Raw genomic sequence first — 17,769 nt, forward strand, 5'->3', positions numbered from 1 at the left:
GCAGGTGTGGGGCCGCGCACCGAAGCGCACGAGCAGGCCCGCGTTGCCGAGTAGGGGTCAGAACCAGCCTTTGCGTTTCGCCCAGATGAGCAGGCACGTCGATACCGCGAGCATCACGAGCAGGGCCAGGGCCAGCGAGATCCATTGGGTTCGTTCGTTCACGATCACGTTCATGCCGAGAATGGACGACAGGGCTGTGATCGGCAGCGTGATAGCGGCTATCACGGCGAGCCGCTCGGCCGCGACGGTCATCTTGGTGTTCGTGCGTGCCTGATAGAACTCGATCGTGCCCTGTAGGTAGTCCTTTTGGCTGTCGGCCATCACCGTCAGGTGCTCGAACTGATCGACGGCGTCGAGCAGCAGCTGCTGACCCGTGCCGGCGCCGAACGCCTCGATGGTGACCATCCGGCCGTACAGTGCGTGGCTCAGCGCGGCCATGGTGCGGACCGTCAGCAGGCCGTGCCGGGCCCGGAACATCTCGTCGAGGAAGGTTTCCGGATCGCCGAGATGTCCGGCGGTGACTTGCTGCTCGAGCTTCCAGACGTCCTTGGTCAGCTCGGCGGTGTAGGTCCGCATTCGCGCGGTCAGCGCGGCGAGCAGGGCGTGGGACAGTTCGAATGCGTTGCCGGGCTGGAGCCTGCCCGATTCCAGCCGGCTCAGCACAGCGTTCACCTCGACCATCGCGGTCGACTGATCGATCGCCGGATTCAGCGGTCCGTGCACCGTCACGAGGTAGCGGCCGCCGATGAACTGGTCGAGTTCGACGTAATGCACGTGCCCATGCGCCCCCGACTGCGGCGCGTGCAGCACCAGGAACATGTGGTCGGCGTACCGGTGCACCTTGGGCACCTGGTTGCGGTTCATCGAGTCCCGGATGGCGAGGCGATGAAATCCGAAGACGTCGGTCAGCGCGTGGTAGGCCTGATCGTCCCAGGTCGGGACGTCCACCCAGACCAGTCCGTCAGGCCGGTCGAGCAACCCCTTCAGGTCGGTCGCCGGGTACGCACGAACGCCGTCGTCGGAGATGAACCGCACGTCCATGTCGGCCTCCTCACGCGATGAACCGTCTCCTCTGTGATAGCACCGGAGCCGTGCCGACGGGGGTGACTGTTCAAACCCGGGCGAGATGATCCGGACGACCGCGCCCGGCGGTCGCCTGATCTTGGAGGCGACGCAGCGCACTCGATGCCAGGGCGCGGCCATACCCGGCGGCGTCGAAGGTGTCGTGAGCACCCTGGCGTTCGGGCAGGGTGTCCGATGCGACCAGCGAGCGGAGTCTGTCCATCGGAACCAGAGCCGTCCACGACGGCCCAGCCCGGAAGCCACGGCATGGCGGGTTGCGATGTCGCTCGACTCGGACGAGCACCGGGCGTCGGGCCCTAGGACGTCGTTCAGCTCGGCGTAGACCCGCCGTCGACGCTCATTCGACGAATAGCGCTATCGAGGCCGTGAATCCGTGCAGCGCGTTGCGGCCCGCGATGGGACCGATCTCACCGGCGGCCGAGAAACCCGCGAGCGGAATGCCGCCGAGAAGGTCATCGATCGCCGCGGCGTCATGATCGGCGACTCCGAACATTCGCCGGCCGCGTCCGTTGCACGTGAATAGCAACGCACCGGCCGGGCGCCCGGGCAGATCCGAACTCGCCTGCACGAGGGCCGCACGCAGATCTTTGTCCGCCCCGACCGCATCGCGGACCTGGAACTGTACGGTCGTGCCGACCTCGACCACCTCGCCGACCTCGATCGCACCGCTCGACGGGTCGGCGCCGAGGATGCCCCGGATCAGGAAATCGCCCTGCCCGGGCGCTGCCAGATGCTCGTCGACAACAATTCCGATCTGCAGGCCGTGCGTCAGCAGCTCTAGCTGATCGGGTGGCAGCACCGTGACGATCTCCCGCAACCGTTCGCTCGGCGGCCGACCGCCGAGCTCGGTGATCAGCGCGCCCTGCGCGCCGGTGACGATATACGGGTACCCGATCGGCCGACACCCCTGCGATACGATCGGCACCCCGCGCAGGCCAGGAAGCCGAACACCCACCGCGCCGGAGGCCACTACCTCGCGGTCTCGGAACAGCCTGCCGCCGGCTGGGCCCTGCATACCGCTCACGAGCCCGCCCATCACGACGGTGCCGGGCAGATCGGCGTTCAGATGCTCGAGTAGTAGATCGATCGGGAACGAGTAAGGGTCCGACAACAGCAAATGGAAGTCGCCTACGGCCTGGTCGAAGCGGTAGCCGGCGAGCAGCCCGCCGGTCGTCGTGCGGAGGCACTCCAGCTGGAACGTCTCAGCGGCGGCGGGTAACCCAGATGCCAGCCACACCGCCACCGAGGGCTCGTCCTCGATCTCGCGACGGCCCGCCACCACACCTTGCGCCACGCATCCGACCAGCGCGGGCACCCGGACCGATTGGTGGACACCGGCGAGCACGGTCGAAGCCTCGTCGGTGTATGCCCTGGACGCGAGCAGTACGGCGAGCGACACTGTCTCGCCCGCGAGCTGATCGAGTGCGTGCGCTGCCGCCTCCGCACCCGCCTGCCACGCCTCGGGTGCGGTAGAAAGCCCGACTCCGATCCGCATCCTTCCATCGTAGCTAACCTACGGACCCGTAGGTATTATTGCCGCACAACATATCTCAGCCCAACGCCACGGGAGTACGACCATCCGTGCTCCACCGCACCCGGTTCCATTCGCGAACTGCCTAGGCCGGGTTCAGTCGATGTCTGGACTTAGTTGGCGAGAGGGTTGTATTCGCGGGTCAATTTTCGCCGACGCCGAGTGCGGTCAGCAGTGTCAGGATCACAGTGGTCACCGCGAAGACGCCGTGCCCTGCGACGACGGCGATCGGAAAGTGTTGTTCGGCCGGTGCCGGTACGTCCGCGGCTGAACGTGCCCGGTAGACGGGCAGCCAGCGCACCAGCATGGTGAATCCGAGCAGGGCTACCGGGACCAGCAGGGCGAACGCGATCCAGGCGAGCGCGGTCTTGTCGATGACGAGGTAGACGATCCAAACAACCAGTCCGGCCACGGCGAGCAGGAAGTGGCCGAACACGACCGGTGGCGGCAGATGGGTGGTAGCGGGCTGGCGTGCACCGCCTTTGGCGACCCACGTGCCGAGCAGTACGAAGCCGCCCACGGCCGTGAGCAACCAAGTGATCAGAGCTGCGATACCCATGACCTGCTCCTGACGGTTGAAAGGAAGTGGATTCAGTGGAATCCGGCGGCCTGGTCGGCCTCTGCGGCGACCCGGACGCCGTAGTGGTAGGCGAGTTTTCCGCCGAGGTAGCCCGACACAGCAAGCGCTGCGAGACTCGCCATCGACAACAGCAACGGTCCCAGTGCGACGGCGCCTTCTGGTCCGGTCCCGGCTCGGCGCCAGAGGAAGTCGAGCGCGAAGGCCACGGTCACGGCGAGATTGACGCTCATGTGCAGCAGACCGGTCCGGAATGCCGGCGTGCCGGTGGGGATGGCGAGCAGATCGAGAAATCCGATCGCTGCTGCTGCCAGTGCCCCGAGCACTCCGATCGCGATCAGCCATTGGGCGCCCCTGGCGAGGAACTGCGGGTCGTCGACGACATGGGAGGCAATGTCGAACACGAGGCTCGCCACCCACGCGCCGATCGGCACGGTCACCAGGATCGGATGGAACGGGTGTCCATATGGTCCGGCCAGCCAGGGGCTTACCGGGCGTTTGGCCTGCTGTGGATCGCTGGTCACGGCAACCTCCGAACTGTGCCTAATTGCACCGATCAGCGGCGACCGGTTCGGGGTCGCCGATGGCGCGTGGTCGAGAAAACAGGTTTTCGACGTTGTAGGCGGCGATTCGACGGTGATCGGTCGGCATCACAAGGCTCCAGTCGGTCCAGTATGACAGCACCCTGCCGCGGTTTACCCATTCCGCGAAGAAGGGTTGCGCGTGGGCGCTCCCGCGGACTCGAACTATGGATTCTGTCCCTCGGTGCCGCCACCTCGGTGCCACTCCCGGTGCGGTCGGCTCTGGAGTCCGGAGGGGGACATGACCACTACGATCTGCAATCTTCGCAACGAGTCGCTCGCTTCCTCCCGGTTCGTCTGCGTAGTGTCGGCTGAGATCTTGTTCGATCGTGGGCGTTGGAGATTATGTCGAGATTCGCGAAGTTGCTGTTGGTCGCTGCCGGGGTTGTCGGCCTGTCATCGGTCGCGTTTCCGGTGCAGGCCCAGGAGGGGGAGCAGACGTATGCCCCGACGATGCTGGTGTTGGACGCCTCGGGGTCGATGAAAGCGGTGGATCCCGGTGGTGGGTCGAAGATGGACGCGGCCAAGGCGGCGGTGCGGACCTTCGTGGGTGCGGCGCCGGCCGAGTCGAAGGTCGGTTTGACCGTGTATGGGACGGGCACAGGTTCGTCGGATGCGGAGAAGGCGACCGGTTGTCGGGACGTGCGGCTCCTGCGAGCCGCCGAGACCATCGACAGGGGCGCGCTGACATCCGCGGTGGACGGGATCGAGGCGAGTGGCTATACACCCATCGGCGCTTCACTGCGCAAGGCCGCTGAGGCGTTGCCGCAGTCGGGTCCGCGGTCGATCGTATTGGTCTCCGATGGTGAAGACACTTGTGCGCCACCGGATCCGTGTGAGGTGGCGCGCGAGTTGAATCGACAAGGGGTCAAGGTCGTGATCCACGCGATCGGGTTCGGGGTGGATGCGAAGTCCCGCGCACAGTTGACCTGCATCGCGCAGACGACCGGCGGCACCTACACCGATGCCGCGGATGGCGCGGCCCTGGAGCGGGTCCTGCCCCGGGTGAGCCAGGCGGCGTTGCGGACCTACAAACCGGTGGGGACGCCCATCACCGGCACCGCGACCTATCGCAACGCGCCGGTGGCCACGCCGGGGCAGTACTTGGACACGATCGGCCAGAAGGAAAAGCGGTACTACGCAGTGGACGTGCCGCAGGGTGCGACCGCCTACTTCAGTGGCACCCTGTCCTTTCCCCGGGTACACCACGACAAACCGAACGGCGACACCAGCGAGCTCGATGTCCGCGTCTATGGCGCCGACGGCGAGGACTGCAACGGGTTCGAATTCGAGTCGGTCGTCAATTCCAGCCACGGCGCGGCCCTGACCGTTGCCAAGACCTGGGACGGCGCGACCAAGGCGAAGACCGGCAACACCAGCTCCGACAAGTGCCGTGGCGGCGGCCGCTACTACTTCGTGCCCGAGTGGAGCGGTATCGCCGACAACATGCCCGAGCGGATGCCGATCGAGCTCCTCGTCGGGATCGAGCCCGCAGTGACTGACGCCGGACCCCCGGCCGCCACCGCAAAGACGGCGTTCACCGCACCCACCGGCGCTGGCGTGCCGGCGGCCGGTGGCGGCTCGTTCAATGTGGCAGGCGCCCTGAACGGCTCCGGTAGCTACACCGACACCCTGCAGCGCGGCGAGTTCGTCTTCTATCGCGTCAAGCTGGATTGGGGCCAAGGCCTGGCCTACCGCGTGCAGTACCAGGAGACCGGCAGTCACGGTATCGACGGCCTCTCGACGATCACGACTACGTTGTACTCGCCGTTCCGTGAAGAGATCGATCACGACTTCACGTCGTACAACGGCGAGGCCCACGTGTTGCCGAGCAGTAAGCCCGCGCTCGCGACGGTGCCGGTGCGCTACAACAACCGCAAGGCCGAGGAGGCCCAGGACCGCAACCAGAGCATCGCGGGCTGGTACTACATCGCCGTGAAGCTCGGTCCGGCCCACACGGAAGGGGCCGGTGGGCCGGTGCCGATCCGCGTGGACGTCACGGTGGCAGGCAACGCCGATTCGGGTCCGGGCTACGGGGCCACGACGGCAGGCGGGGTCTTCGGCGAGAACGCCACGCAGTCGACGAACGAGAAGCCGTCCGCAACCAACGACAACGAGCCATCAGCTACCTCTGCCGCCGAGCGCAGCAGCGGGATCTCTACGACCGGCTCGGTGATGATCATCGTGGGCGTGGTCGTCGTGCTGGGGCTGGTCTTCAGCGGCCTGATGTTCTGGCGGCGTCGGACCACTCCACCGGGGCGATAGCCGGACGACTATCGATCACGCGCTCGGGGCGGGGCAGCGAATACGAAAGGGCGGAGTCTTCGGTGGGGCGACATCGAAGACTCCGCCGAGCACCTGTTCTGGCCGCCACTGCTGACCAACGCCCTTCTCGCGTCAGGCAAGATCGTTGCGCTCACGGCTCGAGCCTGCCGCGATGTCTGAATTGGCGGCCGCAGGCGGTCAGGGCCAGGACACCGTGCCCCATCGGGGCGTGGGTGCGGCCGATCGCCGAAGGGGCGCTCGAATCTATCTGCGCGAGCTTCATGTCCAATATCTAGCCGGACAGTGCTGCCAGCCATCGACGGACTGGCGACCGGAGATCGGCGATGCTGGCAGCTGTGCCCGGCGGAATTCCTAGCAGCGAACGAGTGCCGTAAAGGCGGTCGAACAGCAGACCCTCCAGCAAGCTGATGAGGTCTCGCGCGGATCGGATCGGGTCGGGTGCCCTGAGCGATTCCATCAGCGTTTCAGCAGCGGCGGACGAGAACAGACACACCGCGAGCGCCCTCCGCAGACCTTCGTTCTCAGCCGTGTCCGCGGCCAGCGCATAGCGGGCCAGCGAGTCACGGCGACGGTCACCGAGCAGGAGATCCAGCTGACCGGCAACGAGTTCGGCCGCACCATCGAGCGGGTCGGCGCGCTCGTCCGGCACCGCGTGGGCGGCATCAAAAGAATTACGGGAGGCGCTGGTCAAATGCATGATGGCCGCTTCGAGCAGGTCTTGGCGCGTCCGGTAGTAGTACGACGTCGAGCCGCGGGCGATCCCGAGTCGATCATCGATCGCGTGATGAGTGATTGCGCGGTTGCCACCGGTGGCCGCCAGGTCGAGAGCCGCCTCGCACATTGCTTGCCGACGCAGGGAACGACCTTCCGGCACTGCGGAGTTCGTTCCGTTCTTGTCACTCATTCCGTACTCAATCTCCTCTGCACTGTTCTGTGTCGGTCGTTCGCACCCGAGGAGGGACTGGTCGCCCGTGAACTCTATAGTTCGCCGCGCAAACATTGGCAGACCGGTTCTGGCCCGGAGAGCGATTGCACCGCGAGGCGCTTCGTTTCGTGAAAGGCAACAACGTGTCGTGAATCGGCAGGTGGGTAGCGGCAGAGGTGTGACACCAGGTGGCCTGCCAGGTCGCTTCAGGCGGCCGGGCGGAGGGGTTGACACCCCGCCCGGACCGCAATGGAGTTCTACCAGCTTTCGGCCGATGTGTCGGGGAGGTCAGGAGAATCAGGTCGCCTCTCTAGAATGAGACGACCGTGTTCATTCGTTTCCGGGAGCCCGCCGTGACCATTCAGCCCGTTCGCCTCTTCGGCGACCCCATCCTGCGCGCACGTGCGGCGGAGGTCACCGAGTTCGATCGTGAGCTGCGCCAGCTCGTCGCCGACCTCACCGACACCATGCACGACGATGGCGGGGTCGGGATGGCCGCGCCGCAGATCGGCGTCGGCCTGCGGGTGTTCGTCTACGACACCGGCGATGCCGCAGGCCATCTGGTGAACCCGACCTATGTGGTGGACGGCGAGGAAGAACAGGTCGGGCCGGAAGGGTGCCTGTCGATCCCCGGTGTGCGCTATGACACGCGGCGGGCGCTGCGGGTGCGCGCGTCCGGGTTCGATGTGGACGGCGCGCCGATCGAGTTCGTGGCCGAGGGACTGCTTGCGCGGTGCGTGCAGCACGAGACCGATCACTTGGACGGCGTGCTGTTCCTGGACCGACTGGATCCGGCCGCGCGCAAGGAGGCGATGCGCACCATTCGCGAATCCGATTGGTTCACAGCGGGTATCACCGTGCGCGGTTCGCGTGCGCTCGGGACCAGCCAGGCCGGTCCGTTCGGACGTGGTCGCTGATGCGCATCATTTTCGCGGGCACACCCGAACCGGCGGTGCCGTCGCTGCAGCGATTCATCGATTCGCCACGCCATGAGGTGGTCGCGGTGCTGACCCGCCCCGATGCGGTCGCCGGACGTGGGCGCAAGGTGACCAGGTCGCCGGTCGGCCGGTTGGCCGATGAACACGACATCCCGGTGCTGACTCCGCGCCGCCCGACCGAGCCGGAATTCATCGAGCAGTTGACCGCGCTCGCGCCCGACTGTTGTCCGGTGGTCGCCTACGGTGCGCTGCTGCCGCAGCAGGTGCTCGACATTCCGCGATTCGGCTGGATCAACCTGCACTTCTCGCTGCTGCCCGCGTGGCGTGGCGCGGCGCCGGTGCAGGCGGCGATCGACGCCGGTGACGAGATCACCGGCGCATCCACCTTCCAGATCGAGGCGGGCTTGGACACCGGACCGATCTTCGGCGTCGTCACCGAGAAGATCGCGGTGACCGACACGGCGGGAGTGCTGCTCGAGCGGCTCGCGGTCAGCGGCGCGCACTTGCTGGAGACCACCCTCGACGGTGTGGAAGACGGCACGTTGCAGGCCGTTCCGCAGCCGACCGACGGTGTCTCCTACGCCCCCAAGGTGGCAGTCGAGGCTGGTCGCATCAGATGGGACATGCCCGCGCTCGCTATCAGCAGGCAGATCCGCGCGGTCACACCGGCCCCCGGCGCGTTCACCGAGATCGGTGGCGCCCGCGTGAAACTCGGACCGGTCGAAATGGTCGAGGAAGTGCTGCCGCCGCGAACAATCGAAGTTCGCAAGTCCGGTGTCTTCGTGGGCACCGCCACCACCGCGGTCCGCCTGAATCAGGTTCAGCCGCAAGGTAAACGAATGATGGCGGCGCTCGACTGGGCCCGCGGCGCGCGCCTGCAGCCGGGCGCGGTGGTCGAATGAGCGCCGATGACCGCCAGTCGAAAGGACAGGCCGACGCACGTCGGGCCGGATCGGCGCCGGTGAAAAACGGTGCACAACGAAAGGATTCGGCCTTGCGCGACGATTCGGCACGCGACAGAGACTCCACACACCAGAATCGTGGCGGCGACCGGCAGGACCCGCCGCCTTCGAAAGGCGCGGACCGCAGCGGTTCCTCGGGAGCCCGCGACACCAGTGTCACGCCGCGGGGGCAGCGCGGCGGTCAAGGCAGCAAGTCCGGTGCGGGGAACGCAACCGGCAACCGCGGCGAGGCTGCACGCGGCGATCAGAGCCGCCCTGGCGATGCGCGTCGAGTGCAACGGGGTCAGGGCCAAGGTGCGGCGGCCGGGCAGTCTGATCGGGGGTCGTCCCGGAATGCCGGGGACCGCCGCGGGGCCGCACAGGGAAATCAGGGCGGGCGTAGCGGCTCGGCGCAGGGCCGGGAGACGGGTGGTACGGGACGCGGAACGTGGAGTGCTCCCGGGAAGCGCACGGACGCGCCGCCGCGTGGGCAGGGTGACCGCGTGCGGCGATCGGATGAGCGGCCTCGTAAGGCAGGGGCTGCGCAGTCGGGTGGTGATCGGGCCGCGGTGCGGGGCGCCGGGTCGACGAGTGGTGACAGGGGCGCGGTGCAGGCTGGCGGGGCGGCACGCGATCGGGTTCAAGGCGATGCCGGCCGGTCAGGCCGCCCGGCGTCGAAAGGCGCTGCGCGGCAGCAGGGCTCGAACGCTTCGCGGACGGGGCGGGATCAGCGCGCGTGGGCCGGTTCGGTAGACGCGGTACGGCTCGCGGCGCTCGATGTGCTGCGCGCGGTTCGGGAACGCGACGCTTATGCGAACCTCGTGCTGCCCGCGCTGCTTCGGGAGCGCAAGATCTCCGGTCGGGATGCCGCGCTGGCTACCGAGCTCGCCTACGGCACCTGCCGGTCGCGGGGGCTGCTCGATGCGGTGATCGCCGATGGTGCGGGACGGCCGATCGACGAGATCGACGGTCCGCTGCTGGATGTGTTGCGGCTCGGCGTGTATCAGCTGCTGCGCACCAGGATCGGGGCCCATGCGGCGGTGGACACTTCGGTGGCGCTGGCGCGTGCCGAATTCGGTGCGGGCAAGGCGGGCTTCGTCAACGCGGTGCTGCGCAGGGCAGGCGAGAAGTCCGTCGACGAGTGGGTCGACGCGCTCGCGCCGCGGGATCCGATCGGCCGGTTGGCTTTCGAGTTCGCGCATCCGACCTGGATCGCGCAAGCATTCGCCGACGCGCTCGGCGCGCAAGCGGGCGAGCTGCGAGAGGTCCTTGCCGCCGACGACGCGCGCCCGATCGTGCATCTGGTCGCGCGCCCCGGTGAGATCACCGCGGAAGAGTTGGCGCTGGTGACCGGTGGTGAGGAGGGCCGGTGGTCGCCCTATGCGGTGTACCTCGAAGGCGGCGATCCCGGAAAACTGGAGCCGGTGCGCGAGGGCATGGCGGCAGTGCAGGACGAGGGCAGCCAACTGGTAGCACTCGCACTCACCCGCGCACCGCTGGACGGCCCCGACAATGGCCGCTGGCTCGACCTCTGCGCAGGCCCTGGCGGTAAGGCGGCGCTGCTGGGTGCGCTTGCCGCCATCGACGGCCATCGCGTCGACGCGATCGAACCCGCGGAGCACCGCGCCGAACTCGTCCGCAAGGCCGTGCACAACCTGCCCGTCGACGTGCACGTCGCCGACGGCCGTAGCAGCGGCCTGACCCCCGGATACGACCGCATCCTGGTCGACGCACCGTGCACGGGCCTCGGCGCGCTCCGGCGCAGGCCGGAAGCCCGCTGGCGCCGCACCCCGTCCGATGTGGCCGACCTGGTTGTCTTGCAACGCGAATTGCTGACCGCCGCATGGGAACTCGTGCGCCCCGGCGGCGTGGTGGTCTACTCCACCTGCTCCCCGCACCTGCAGGAGACCGTCGCCATCGTCGCCGACGCCGTCCGCCGCACCGGAGCAACCCAACTGGACGCCCGCGACCTCCTCCCCGATGTCACCGGCATCGGCGACGGCCCCGGCGCGCAACTGTGGCCGCACCGCCACGGCACCGATGCGATGTTCCTCGCGGCACTGCGCAAACCGGTGGAGTAGTAGCCCACCGAGTAACGAGCAGCCGTGTCGCTGCCCGACGACCAGGGCAGGCGGCGAGTTCGCCGGATCGGGTTGGGGCACGGCGGGCTCGTGAGATCCGATCGGTCTCGGTGCAGGCACGAGTCGGTCACCGTGTCAGGCCGCACCCGCCGGCCACGAGTTTCTCCGTTGGCCGGGTGATCGACCCCGCGTTATCGACGATATAGCGCACGCTGACGGATGTGACGGACCTCCCTCAGGAGGATCGACTCTCGGCCACCTGCGCCTTGCCACCGATTCGGTGCGTTCAGTCTCGCGCGGACTGCTCACGGAGCCGGGCAAGCGTTTTCGCCAGAATACGGGAGACGTGCATCTGCGAAATGCCCATGCGCTGGGCGATCTGCGTCTGGGTCATCGACTCGAAGAACCGCATGGTGAGGATGCGGCGTTCGCGTTCCGGCAGACCGGCGAGCAGCGGGCGGATGGCGACGTATTCCTCGACCCGGTCGAACTGGGATTCCTCCTCGCCGAGGGTGTCCAGCAGCGAGGCCTCGGTGTCGCGACCGAGTGAGGCGGCGTCGATGGAGCTCGGCTGGTAGGCGTTGCCCGCAATGACGGCCTGGGTCACCTCGTCGGGATCCACGTCGAGTTCGGCCGCGATCTCTTTCGCGGTGGGGGAGCGGCCCAACGACTGGGACAGCGTATCGATGGCCGCGCCGATGCGCAGATGTGTTTCCTTGACGCGCCGCGGCACGCGCATCGCCCAGGTGTTGTCACGGAAATAGCGCCGGACCTCGCCCATGATGGTCGGCACGGCAAAGGACAGGAAGTTCGAGCCGCGCGAGATATCGAATCGGTCGACCGCGTGTACCAAACCGACCCTGGCGACCTGGGTGAGATCGTCGAACGGCTCACCGCGTCCGCTGAATTTTCGGGCGATGTGATCGGCGAGCGGGATGCATCGGCCGATCAATTCGGCGCGCAGCGCGGTGTGTCTCGCGGTGCCCGGCGTGCTCGCGGAGAGTTGTTCGAAGAGTGCGGTGACGTCGTCGTATCCTCCGCTCGACCCGGCCTCTTCGAGGGTTTCGGCCACCTCGGCGGAATCTTCCACCTGAGCCGCTTCGACCTCGTCCTCCTCCTTTTCGTCGGCCCCGGACACCACGTTTTCGCCCGGCATCACGTTTTCGTCCGACACAGCGCTCTCGTCCGACTCCGCGCGTTTGTCCGACACAGCGTTTTCGTCTGCCACTACGCCTTCCCCCGGACCCGACGGAACTCCACCGTCGTCGGATATCCGGAGACGACCGCATCATACGAATCCTGTGTTGCCTCCACCACATCGGTGAGTGTGCGTAGCACATGCCACCCGAAGCTGCGCTGATCGGGCAGCCCCTCGCTGCCCGCCACACCGCTGACCCGCACCAGCAACTCGGTCTCACCCACGGTGAACCGGCAATGCAGGCTGGTGTCCGGCGCCGCGACCGCGATGAGCGTCGAGCACACCTCGTCCACCGCGAGCCTGATGTCGGCCACCTCGTCGAGGGTGAAATCGCTGAGCAAGACGAGGGTTTCGGCGAGCCCACGCACAATGGGCAGCTGTGTCACCGACGCAGCCACCCGAATCTCCACCGGGGTGCTGTAAAGCCCCTGTTCCGCCGAAATGTTGATCACCCTATGCAGGCTACCCACTCCCGGCCGGGGCAACCCTCACTACCGTTAGACTGCCGCGTTGTGTCCTCTTCGACGTTTTCGCGCCCGGCCGCACCGATGATCGCTCCCTCTATCCTCTCCGCGGACTTCGCGCACCTTGCCGACGAGGTCAAAGCTGTGGAGGGCGCCGACTGGTTGCATGTCGATGTGATGGACGCGCACTTCGTGCCGAACCTGACGCTCGGGCTGCCCGTGGTGCAGAGCCTGTTGAAGGCGACCGACATTCCGCTGGACTGCCATCTGATGATCGATGACCCGGGCCGTTGGGCGCCGCCGTATGCCGAGGCGGGTGCGCACAACGTCACGTTCCACGCCGAGGCGACCGACGATCCGATCGCGGTGGCCCGCGACATTCGGGCGGCGGGTGCGAAGGCCGGACTCTCGGTGAAGCCGAACACGCCGATCGAGCCGTATCTGGAGATCCTGCGCGAGTTCGACACTCTGCTGGTGATGAGCGTGGAACCCGGTTTCGGCGGACAGTCCTTCATCGCGCACGTGCTGGAGAAGGCGCGCATCGTGCGCAGGCTTGTCGACGCGGGTGAGCTGCGGCTGATCGTGGAGATCGACGGCGGCATCAACAACGACACGATCGAGGCGGCGGCCGAGGCCGGAATCGACTGCTTCGTCGCCGGATCCGCCGTCTACAACACGGCCGATCCCGGCGCCACCGTGGCCGCTCTGCGGCGGCGTGCGGCCGCGCTGCGCGTCCAGTAGCGCGGGATTCGGGTCCCTCGGGGCCCGAATATCTTTACGACGCGGGAACTTTCATAGCACCGAGGGTGCGGGTCGCTTCGACGACCGCGCTCAGCGGTGGCAGTGTTGTCGCGTTCTCCGGCGGCTGTATCCAGGTCCGGTAGCCGGTGCGTTCATCGTCAGGCGACGGCAGCACGACCTGGCTTCCGGTGCAGGCGACGGTGGCATACAGCCGGAACAGTTCGGCGGACACGGCGGTGCTGAGAGTGTCGGGCCGGGCGGGTCCGGTGATGAAGGTCCATCGCCGCGCGCGTGGGTGATGGACGACCGGCGCGGCGATCTGGGCCTGGGTGAGCTTGTGCTGGACTTGTTCGCCGAGCTCCGCGGGCATGGTGATGGCGCCGTAGTGCGTGCCTATGTGCAGTAATATTCGGCGCGACGTCGGATCGATTGATGCCGGCATATGAAATTCGCACCGATACTGCACGCAGCGAACTTCCAGCGTCGAATCGAGAAGAGTGGTCACGCAACACCCCCAAGTGTGTCGAACCTGATTTGACCCATCGTGCTGTCTATTTGACCCACGGCGCTGTTTCTGTCTTCCTCGAGTGGTGGACTTCCCTGGATCGAACTCCCTGGGGTCGCAACGGACCTCGGGTCGAACCGCTCCGCACTGAACTGCTCGGGTCGAAGTTGAACGTCAGGAATCAGCTACATAACAATATTGCATCCAATTTTGCTCCGGCGCAAGCATTCGGTGTAACCGGTGTTTCGGCGGGGTACTCAGCCGAATCTCACATTACGAGCCGCGAGTGAAATTCTTCCGCACGGTATCGGAAATATGAATTGATATTGATCGCCGACAGGTAAACGGCGATATTTCCTTATGCTCGGTCATGATTCGGTTGCGAACAATAATGGCGTTATGTTCGGCGCGATCCGACCAGCCCGGCGGTCTGGTTCCGGCCCCGGCTGCGGAGTCAGGGTTTCGCCCGGCCACTGGATGGAACCGTGCTGGCTGCTCGCCGACACCCGTCGTTAGGCTGGTCTGGCACCGACCGACGGGAATAGCGCCCTGGTCCGAGCTGTTCCGAAATCGGTAGACACGACGCGACAGGGAGTCAACGCATGTTCACAGGCATCGTCGAGGAGCTCGGCGAGATCGTCGCCACCGAGCAGTTGGCCGACGCCGCTCGACTGACGATCAAGGGCAAGCTGGTGACCTCCGATGCCGGACACGGAGATTCGATCGCCGTGAACGGGGTGTGCCTGACCGTGGTCGACGTCATCGACGGCGACTCGTTCACCGTCGACGTGATGCAGGAGACGTTGAACCGCTCCAGCATCGGCGGCCTCGGCGCGGGCTCGCGGGTCAACCTGGAACGCGCGGCCGCGCTCGACAGCAGGCTCGGCGGACACCTCGTGCAGGGTCATGTGGACGGGACCGGCACCGTGCTCTCCCGCACGCCCTCGGAGAACTGGGAGGTCGTGCGGCTCTCACTGCCCGACGCGATCGCCCGCTATGTCGTGGAGAAGGGTTCGATCACCGTCGACGGCATCTCGCTGACGGTCTCCGGCCTCGGTCTTTCGGAGGAATCGGCCGCCGACGGCAATCGTGACTGGTTCGAGGTTTCGCTCATCCCGACCACCCTCACGATGACCAATCTCGGCGCCGCCACGGTGGGCACCACGGTCAATCTGGAAGTGGACGTGATCGCCAAGTACGTCGAGCGGCTCCAGCAGCGCGGCTGACCGGGGCCGGTCGCACATGCGCCGCCGGAGACCTACGGCGGACGCCGTAGTGTTAGGGACGCACCCTTTTCGAGATGGAGCACAGCAGACGTGACCAGGTTCGACACCATCGAGCGCGCAGTCGCCGATATCGCCGCCGGTAAGGCGGTCGTCGTCGTGGACGACGAGGACCGCGAGAACGAGGGCGACCTCATCTTCGCGGCGGAGAAGGCGACCCCCGAGTTGGTGGCCTTCATGATTCGCTACACCTCTGGTTACATCTGCGTGCCGCTGACCGGTGACGACTGCGATCGGCTCGGTCTGCCGCCGATGTACGCGCTGAACCAGGACAAGCACGGCACTGCCTACACCGTGTCGGTCGACGCCCGCGAAGGCATCACCACCGGCATCTCCGGCGCGGACCGCGCGACCACCATGCGCCTGCTCGCCGCCGCGGAAACCAAGGCCGACGACTTCACCAGGCCCGGTCACGTGGTGCCGCTGCGCGCCAAGGACGGCGGCGTGCTGCGTCGCCCCGGCCACACCGAGGCCGCGGTGGATCTGTCTCGGATGGCTGGTCTGCGTCCGGCCGGTGTGATCTGCGAGATCGTCAGCCAGAAGGACGAGGGCCACATGGCCCGCACCGAGGAGCTGCGCGTCTTCGCGGACGAGCACGATCTGGCGCTGATCTCGATCGCCGACATGATCGCCTGGCGGCGTAAGCACGAGAAGCATGTGGTGCGGGTCGCCGAGGCGCGGATCCCCACGGCGCACGGCGAATTCATGGCCGTCGGCTACCAGAGCATCTATGACGAGGTGGAGCATGTCGCGCTGGTGCGCGGCGACATCTCCGACGGCGAGGACGTGCTGGTGCGGGTGCATTCGGAATGCCTCACCGGTGACGTGTTCGGTTCGCTGCGGTGCGACTGCGGTCCGCAGCTCGACGCCGCGCTGGAGATGGTGGCCCAGGAGGGTCGCGGCGTGGTGCTGTACATGCGCGGGCACGAGGGCCGTGGCATCGGTCTGATGCACAAGCTGCAGGCCTACCAGCTGCAGGACTCCGGTCACGACACCGTCGATGCGAACCTGGAGCTCGGATTGCCCGCGGATGCGCGCGATTACGGCACCGGCGCGCAGATCCTGGTCGACCTCGGCATCCGATCGATGCGATTGCTCACCAACAATCCGGCCAAGCGCGTCGGCTTGGACGGCTATGGGCTGAAGATCACCGATCGGGTCCCGATGCCGTTGCGCGCCAACGCGGAAAACCTGCGGTACCTGCGGACCAAGCGGGACCGGATGGGCCACGACCTGATCGGCCTCGACGAGCTCGACCTCGGCGAGACCGCACAGTGATGCACACAGTCGACGAGATCCGGAAGGGCGGACTTCGATGAGCGGTACCGGCGTACCGACATTCGCGCTCGAGGATGCCAAGGAGCTCAAGCTCGGCATCGTCGCGTCGCGCTGGCACACCCAGATCTGCGACACGCTGGTCGCGAACGCGGAACGGGTGGCGAAGGAAGCCGGCGTCTCGCAGGTGACGGTGGTGCGGTGCGCGGGTGCGATGGAGCTGCCGGTGGTCGCGCAGGAGCTGGCCCGCACGCATGACGCGGTCGTCGCCCTCGGTGTGGTGATCCGCGGTGGCACACCGCATTTCGAGTATGTCTGTGATGCGGTGACCGCCGGTCTGACCCGGGTCTCGCTGGACGCGGGCAAGCCCGTCGCCAACGGTGTGCTGACCACCAACAACGAGGAACAGGCCCTGGACAGGGCCGGGCTTCCCGGATCTGCCGAGAACAAGGGTGAACAGGCCGCCGCGGCAGCGCTCGACGCCGCGCTGACCTTGCGCACCCTGCGTCAGTCCGCGTAGACCGATGCCAGTCGTCCGGATCTGGCGAAGGAAGCCCGGCACCGGGGCGGGCGCGCCCGCCGATTCGGCCGCGGGACAGGGCGACCCCGCCGAGTGGGAACTCGAAGTGCGCCCGCGTCGCGCGGTCCGCACCGCCTGGATTGTCGCGGCGCTGCTCGCCGCGTTCTTCATAGCAGGCGGCATCTGGCTGCGCACCGGCTCGACCGGCGTCAACTTCCGCCTGGCCGACCAGTTGGCGATGATGGGCATCGGCCTGCTCGCCGCCGCCGCGGTGCTGCTGCTGACCAGGCCCCGCCTGCGCGCAGGCGCGCGCGGCGTCGCGGTCCGAAACATCCTCGGCGACACCGTGTTCCCCTGGGAGCACATCCGTGGTGTTTCCTTCCAGGATCGAAAGTCCTGGGCCCGCCTCGAACTGATCGACGACGACTACGTCCCGCTGCTCGCCATCCGCTCCAATGACAAAGAGCACGCGGCGCGGGCTCTGGATCGGCTCCGCGAGCTCGGATTGAAGTACACCACCACCGCCGAATAGCACTGCCCACCACCTCAACTCGCCGTCCTGCCGGTCGGCCGTGTTGGTGAGTGGCACGTCATTGCGGCACACCGCGTGAGCGTCCCTAGTCGGCCGGGAATCACGGGAAGGCGGGTGGATGGCCGATCAGTGGCGCACGGACGCTGTGCCCCCGGCCGGGCTGGTGGACTGTGATGCCACCGAAGGCTGGTGTCCGAGCCGGGATGACATCCCGGCGGCGTCACCCGGCGGGGAGTGGGGGGCGGCGCGGTCAGCGCCCCCGCGGCCGGGGGGCGCGCCGCCCCTCCAGCCCGGGGTGCCCTAGCGCG

The 17,769-nt window shown here is 67.1% G+C and carries 18 protein-coding genes; 9 read left to right on the top strand and 9 right to left on the bottom strand.

The features are described from left to right. Positions 1 to 57 precede the first annotated feature (57 nt). From ACFU4Z_RS22315 to ACFU4Z_RS22335, 5 genes are all read right to left on the bottom strand, one after another. Positions 58 to 1,041 carry a magnesium transporter CorA family protein gene (locus ACFU4Z_RS22315; RefSeq protein WP_379065909.1) on the bottom strand — a complete coding sequence of 328 codons (984 nt, stop codon included), beginning with the start codon at positions 1,039 to 1,041 and terminating at the stop codon, positions 58 to 60. Between the two features lie 70 nt (positions 1,042 to 1,111). Continuing rightward, the gene (locus ACFU4Z_RS22320; RefSeq protein WP_379065911.1) at positions 1,112 to 1,285 is read right to left on the bottom strand and encodes a hypothetical protein; all 174 of its coding nucleotides are present in this window, start codon (positions 1,283 to 1,285) and stop codon (positions 1,112 to 1,114) included. A gap of 135 nt (positions 1,286 to 1,420) precedes the next feature. Continuing rightward, complete coding sequence (locus ACFU4Z_RS22325; RefSeq protein ID WP_379065913.1) at positions 1,421 to 2,578, bottom strand: FIST N-terminal domain-containing protein; 1,158 nt, start codon at positions 2,576 to 2,578, stop codon at positions 1,421 to 1,423. 178 nt (positions 2,579 to 2,756) lie between these two features. Continuing rightward, positions 2,757 to 3,173 (bottom strand): hypothetical protein, encoded by a 417-nt coding sequence (locus ACFU4Z_RS22330; protein WP_379065915.1) that lies wholly within the window; start codon positions 3,171 to 3,173, stop codon positions 2,757 to 2,759. A 32-nt stretch (positions 3,174 to 3,205) separates the two neighbouring features. Then, positions 3,206 to 3,715 carry a DUF2231 domain-containing protein gene (locus ACFU4Z_RS22335; protein WP_379065917.1) on the bottom strand — a complete coding sequence of 170 codons (510 nt, stop codon included), beginning with the start codon at positions 3,713 to 3,715 and terminating at the stop codon, positions 3,206 to 3,208. Positions 3,716 to 4,117: 402 nt separating this feature from the next. On the opposite strand from ACFU4Z_RS22335, the gene ACFU4Z_RS22340 reads away from it, so the two are divergent. After that, complete coding sequence (locus ACFU4Z_RS22340) at positions 4,118 to 6,037, top strand: VWA domain-containing protein (protein WP_379065919.1); 1,920 nt, start codon at positions 4,118 to 4,120, stop codon at positions 6,035 to 6,037. Between the two features lie 292 nt (positions 6,038 to 6,329). On the opposite strand, the gene ACFU4Z_RS22345 is transcribed toward ACFU4Z_RS22340, so the two are convergent. Further along, entirely contained in the window at positions 6,330 to 6,962 is a 633-nt protein-coding gene (locus tag ACFU4Z_RS22345) for a TetR/AcrR family transcriptional regulator (protein ID WP_379065921.1), read from the bottom strand. A 374-nt stretch (positions 6,963 to 7,336) separates the two neighbouring features. Here ACFU4Z_RS22345 and def point away from each other — a divergent pair, with 374 nt between their 5' ends. The 3 genes from def (at position 7,337) to ACFU4Z_RS22360 (ending at position 10,943) form a co-directional block, all read left to right on the top strand. Further along, complete coding sequence (gene def, locus ACFU4Z_RS22350; protein WP_379065923.1) at positions 7,337 to 7,900, top strand: peptide deformylase; 564 nt, start codon at positions 7,337 to 7,339, stop codon at positions 7,898 to 7,900. After that, positions 7,900 to 8,823, top strand: coding sequence for a methionyl-tRNA formyltransferase (gene fmt, locus ACFU4Z_RS22355; RefSeq protein ID WP_379065925.1), 924 nt, complete (start codon positions 7,900 to 7,902; stop codon positions 8,821 to 8,823). The genes def and fmt overlap by 1 nt, the downstream gene beginning before the upstream one ends. Positions 8,824 to 9,470: 647 nt before the next feature. Continuing rightward, entirely contained in the window at positions 9,471 to 10,943 is a 1,473-nt protein-coding gene (locus ACFU4Z_RS22360; RefSeq protein WP_379066000.1) for an RsmB/NOP family class I SAM-dependent RNA methyltransferase, read from the top strand. Between the two features lie 286 nt (positions 10,944 to 11,229). On the opposite strand, the gene ACFU4Z_RS22365 is transcribed toward ACFU4Z_RS22360, so the two are convergent. Next, entirely contained in the window at positions 11,230 to 12,099 is an 870-nt protein-coding gene (locus ACFU4Z_RS22365; protein WP_379066002.1) for an RNA polymerase sigma factor SigF, read from the bottom strand. Between the two features lie 71 nt (positions 12,100 to 12,170). After that, positions 12,171 to 12,593 (bottom strand): anti-sigma factor, encoded by a 423-nt coding sequence (locus ACFU4Z_RS22370; RefSeq protein ID WP_379065927.1) that lies wholly within the window; start codon positions 12,591 to 12,593, stop codon positions 12,171 to 12,173. 96 nt (positions 12,594 to 12,689) lie between these two features. Here ACFU4Z_RS22370 and rpe point away from each other — a divergent pair, with 96 nt between their 5' ends. Next, positions 12,690 to 13,346, top strand: a complete 657-nt coding sequence (gene rpe, locus ACFU4Z_RS22375; protein ID WP_379066004.1) for a ribulose-phosphate 3-epimerase — start codon at positions 12,690 to 12,692, stop codon at positions 13,344 to 13,346. 34 nt (positions 13,347 to 13,380) lie between these two features. On the opposite strand, the gene ACFU4Z_RS22380 is transcribed toward rpe, so the two are convergent. After that, positions 13,381 to 13,851 (bottom strand): hypothetical protein, encoded by a 471-nt coding sequence (locus ACFU4Z_RS22380; protein WP_379065929.1) that lies wholly within the window; start codon positions 13,849 to 13,851, stop codon positions 13,381 to 13,383. Between the two features lie 602 nt (positions 13,852 to 14,453). Between ACFU4Z_RS22380 and ACFU4Z_RS22385 the strand changes: the two genes are divergently transcribed. From ACFU4Z_RS22385 to ACFU4Z_RS22400, 4 genes are all read left to right on the top strand, one after another. Continuing rightward, a complete protein-coding gene (locus tag ACFU4Z_RS22385; protein ID WP_379065931.1) occupies positions 14,454 to 15,077 on the top strand; it encodes a riboflavin synthase in 624 nt (207 codons plus the stop codon). Between the two features lie 90 nt (positions 15,078 to 15,167). Continuing rightward, positions 15,168 to 16,412 (top strand): bifunctional 3,4-dihydroxy-2-butanone-4-phosphate synthase/GTP cyclohydrolase II, encoded by a 1,245-nt coding sequence (locus tag ACFU4Z_RS22390; protein WP_379065933.1) that lies wholly within the window; start codon positions 15,168 to 15,170, stop codon positions 16,410 to 16,412. A gap of 37 nt (positions 16,413 to 16,449) precedes the next feature. Next, a complete protein-coding gene (gene ribH, locus ACFU4Z_RS22395; protein WP_379065936.1) occupies positions 16,450 to 16,929 on the top strand; it encodes a 6,7-dimethyl-8-ribityllumazine synthase in 480 nt (159 codons plus the stop codon). Positions 16,930 to 16,933: 4 nt separating this feature from the next. Continuing rightward, on the top strand, positions 16,934 to 17,461 hold the full coding sequence (locus ACFU4Z_RS22400; protein WP_379065938.1) for a PH domain-containing protein: 528 nt from the start codon (positions 16,934 to 16,936) through the stop codon (positions 17,459 to 17,461). Positions 17,462 to 17,769: the final 308 nt, after the last annotated feature.

This window comes from Nocardia sp. NPDC057440 (genome assembly GCF_042802915.1).
Lineage (GTDB): Bacteria > Actinomycetota > Actinomycetes > Mycobacteriales > Mycobacteriaceae > Nocardia.

What these genes read in the sequence shown, in the direction of transcription:
- ACFU4Z_RS22315 (WP_379065909.1), bottom strand. Translation starts at nt 1,041, where the DNA reads ATGGACGTGCGGTTCATCTCCGACGACGGCGTTCGTGCGTACCCGGCG.
- ACFU4Z_RS22320 (WP_379065911.1), bottom strand. Translation starts at nt 1,285, where the DNA reads ATGGACAGACTCCGCTCGCTGGTCGCATCGGACACCCTGCCCGAACGC.
- ACFU4Z_RS22325 (WP_379065913.1), bottom strand. Translation starts at nt 2,578, where the DNA reads ATGCGGATCGGAGTCGGGCTTTCTACCGCACCCGAGGCGTGGCAGGCG.
- ACFU4Z_RS22330 (WP_379065915.1), bottom strand. Translation starts at nt 3,173, where the DNA reads ATGGGTATCGCAGCTCTGATCACTTGGTTGCTCACGGCCGTGGGCGGC.
- ACFU4Z_RS22340 (WP_379065919.1), top strand. Translation starts at nt 4,118, where the DNA reads ATGTCGAGATTCGCGAAGTTGCTGTTGGTCGCTGCCGGGGTTGTCGGC.
- ACFU4Z_RS22345 (WP_379065921.1), bottom strand. Translation starts at nt 6,962, where the DNA reads ATGAGTGACAAGAACGGAACGAACTCCGCAGTGCCGGAAGGTCGTTCC.
- fmt (WP_379065925.1), top strand. Translation starts at nt 7,900, where the DNA reads ATGCGCATCATTTTCGCGGGCACACCCGAACCGGCGGTGCCGTCGCTG.
- ACFU4Z_RS22365 (WP_379066002.1), bottom strand. Translation starts at nt 12,099, where the DNA reads ATGCCGGGCGAAAACGTGGTGTCCGGGGCCGACGAAAAGGAGGAGGAC.
- rpe (WP_379066004.1), top strand. Translation starts at nt 12,690, where the DNA reads ATGATCGCTCCCTCTATCCTCTCCGCGGACTTCGCGCACCTTGCCGAC.
- ACFU4Z_RS22385 (WP_379065931.1), top strand. Translation starts at nt 14,454, where the DNA reads ATGTTCACAGGCATCGTCGAGGAGCTCGGCGAGATCGTCGCCACCGAG.
- ribH (WP_379065936.1), top strand. Translation starts at nt 16,450, where the DNA reads ATGAGCGGTACCGGCGTACCGACATTCGCGCTCGAGGATGCCAAGGAG.
- ACFU4Z_RS22400 (WP_379065938.1), top strand. Translation starts at nt 16,934, where the DNA reads ATGCCAGTCGTCCGGATCTGGCGAAGGAAGCCCGGCACCGGGGCGGGC.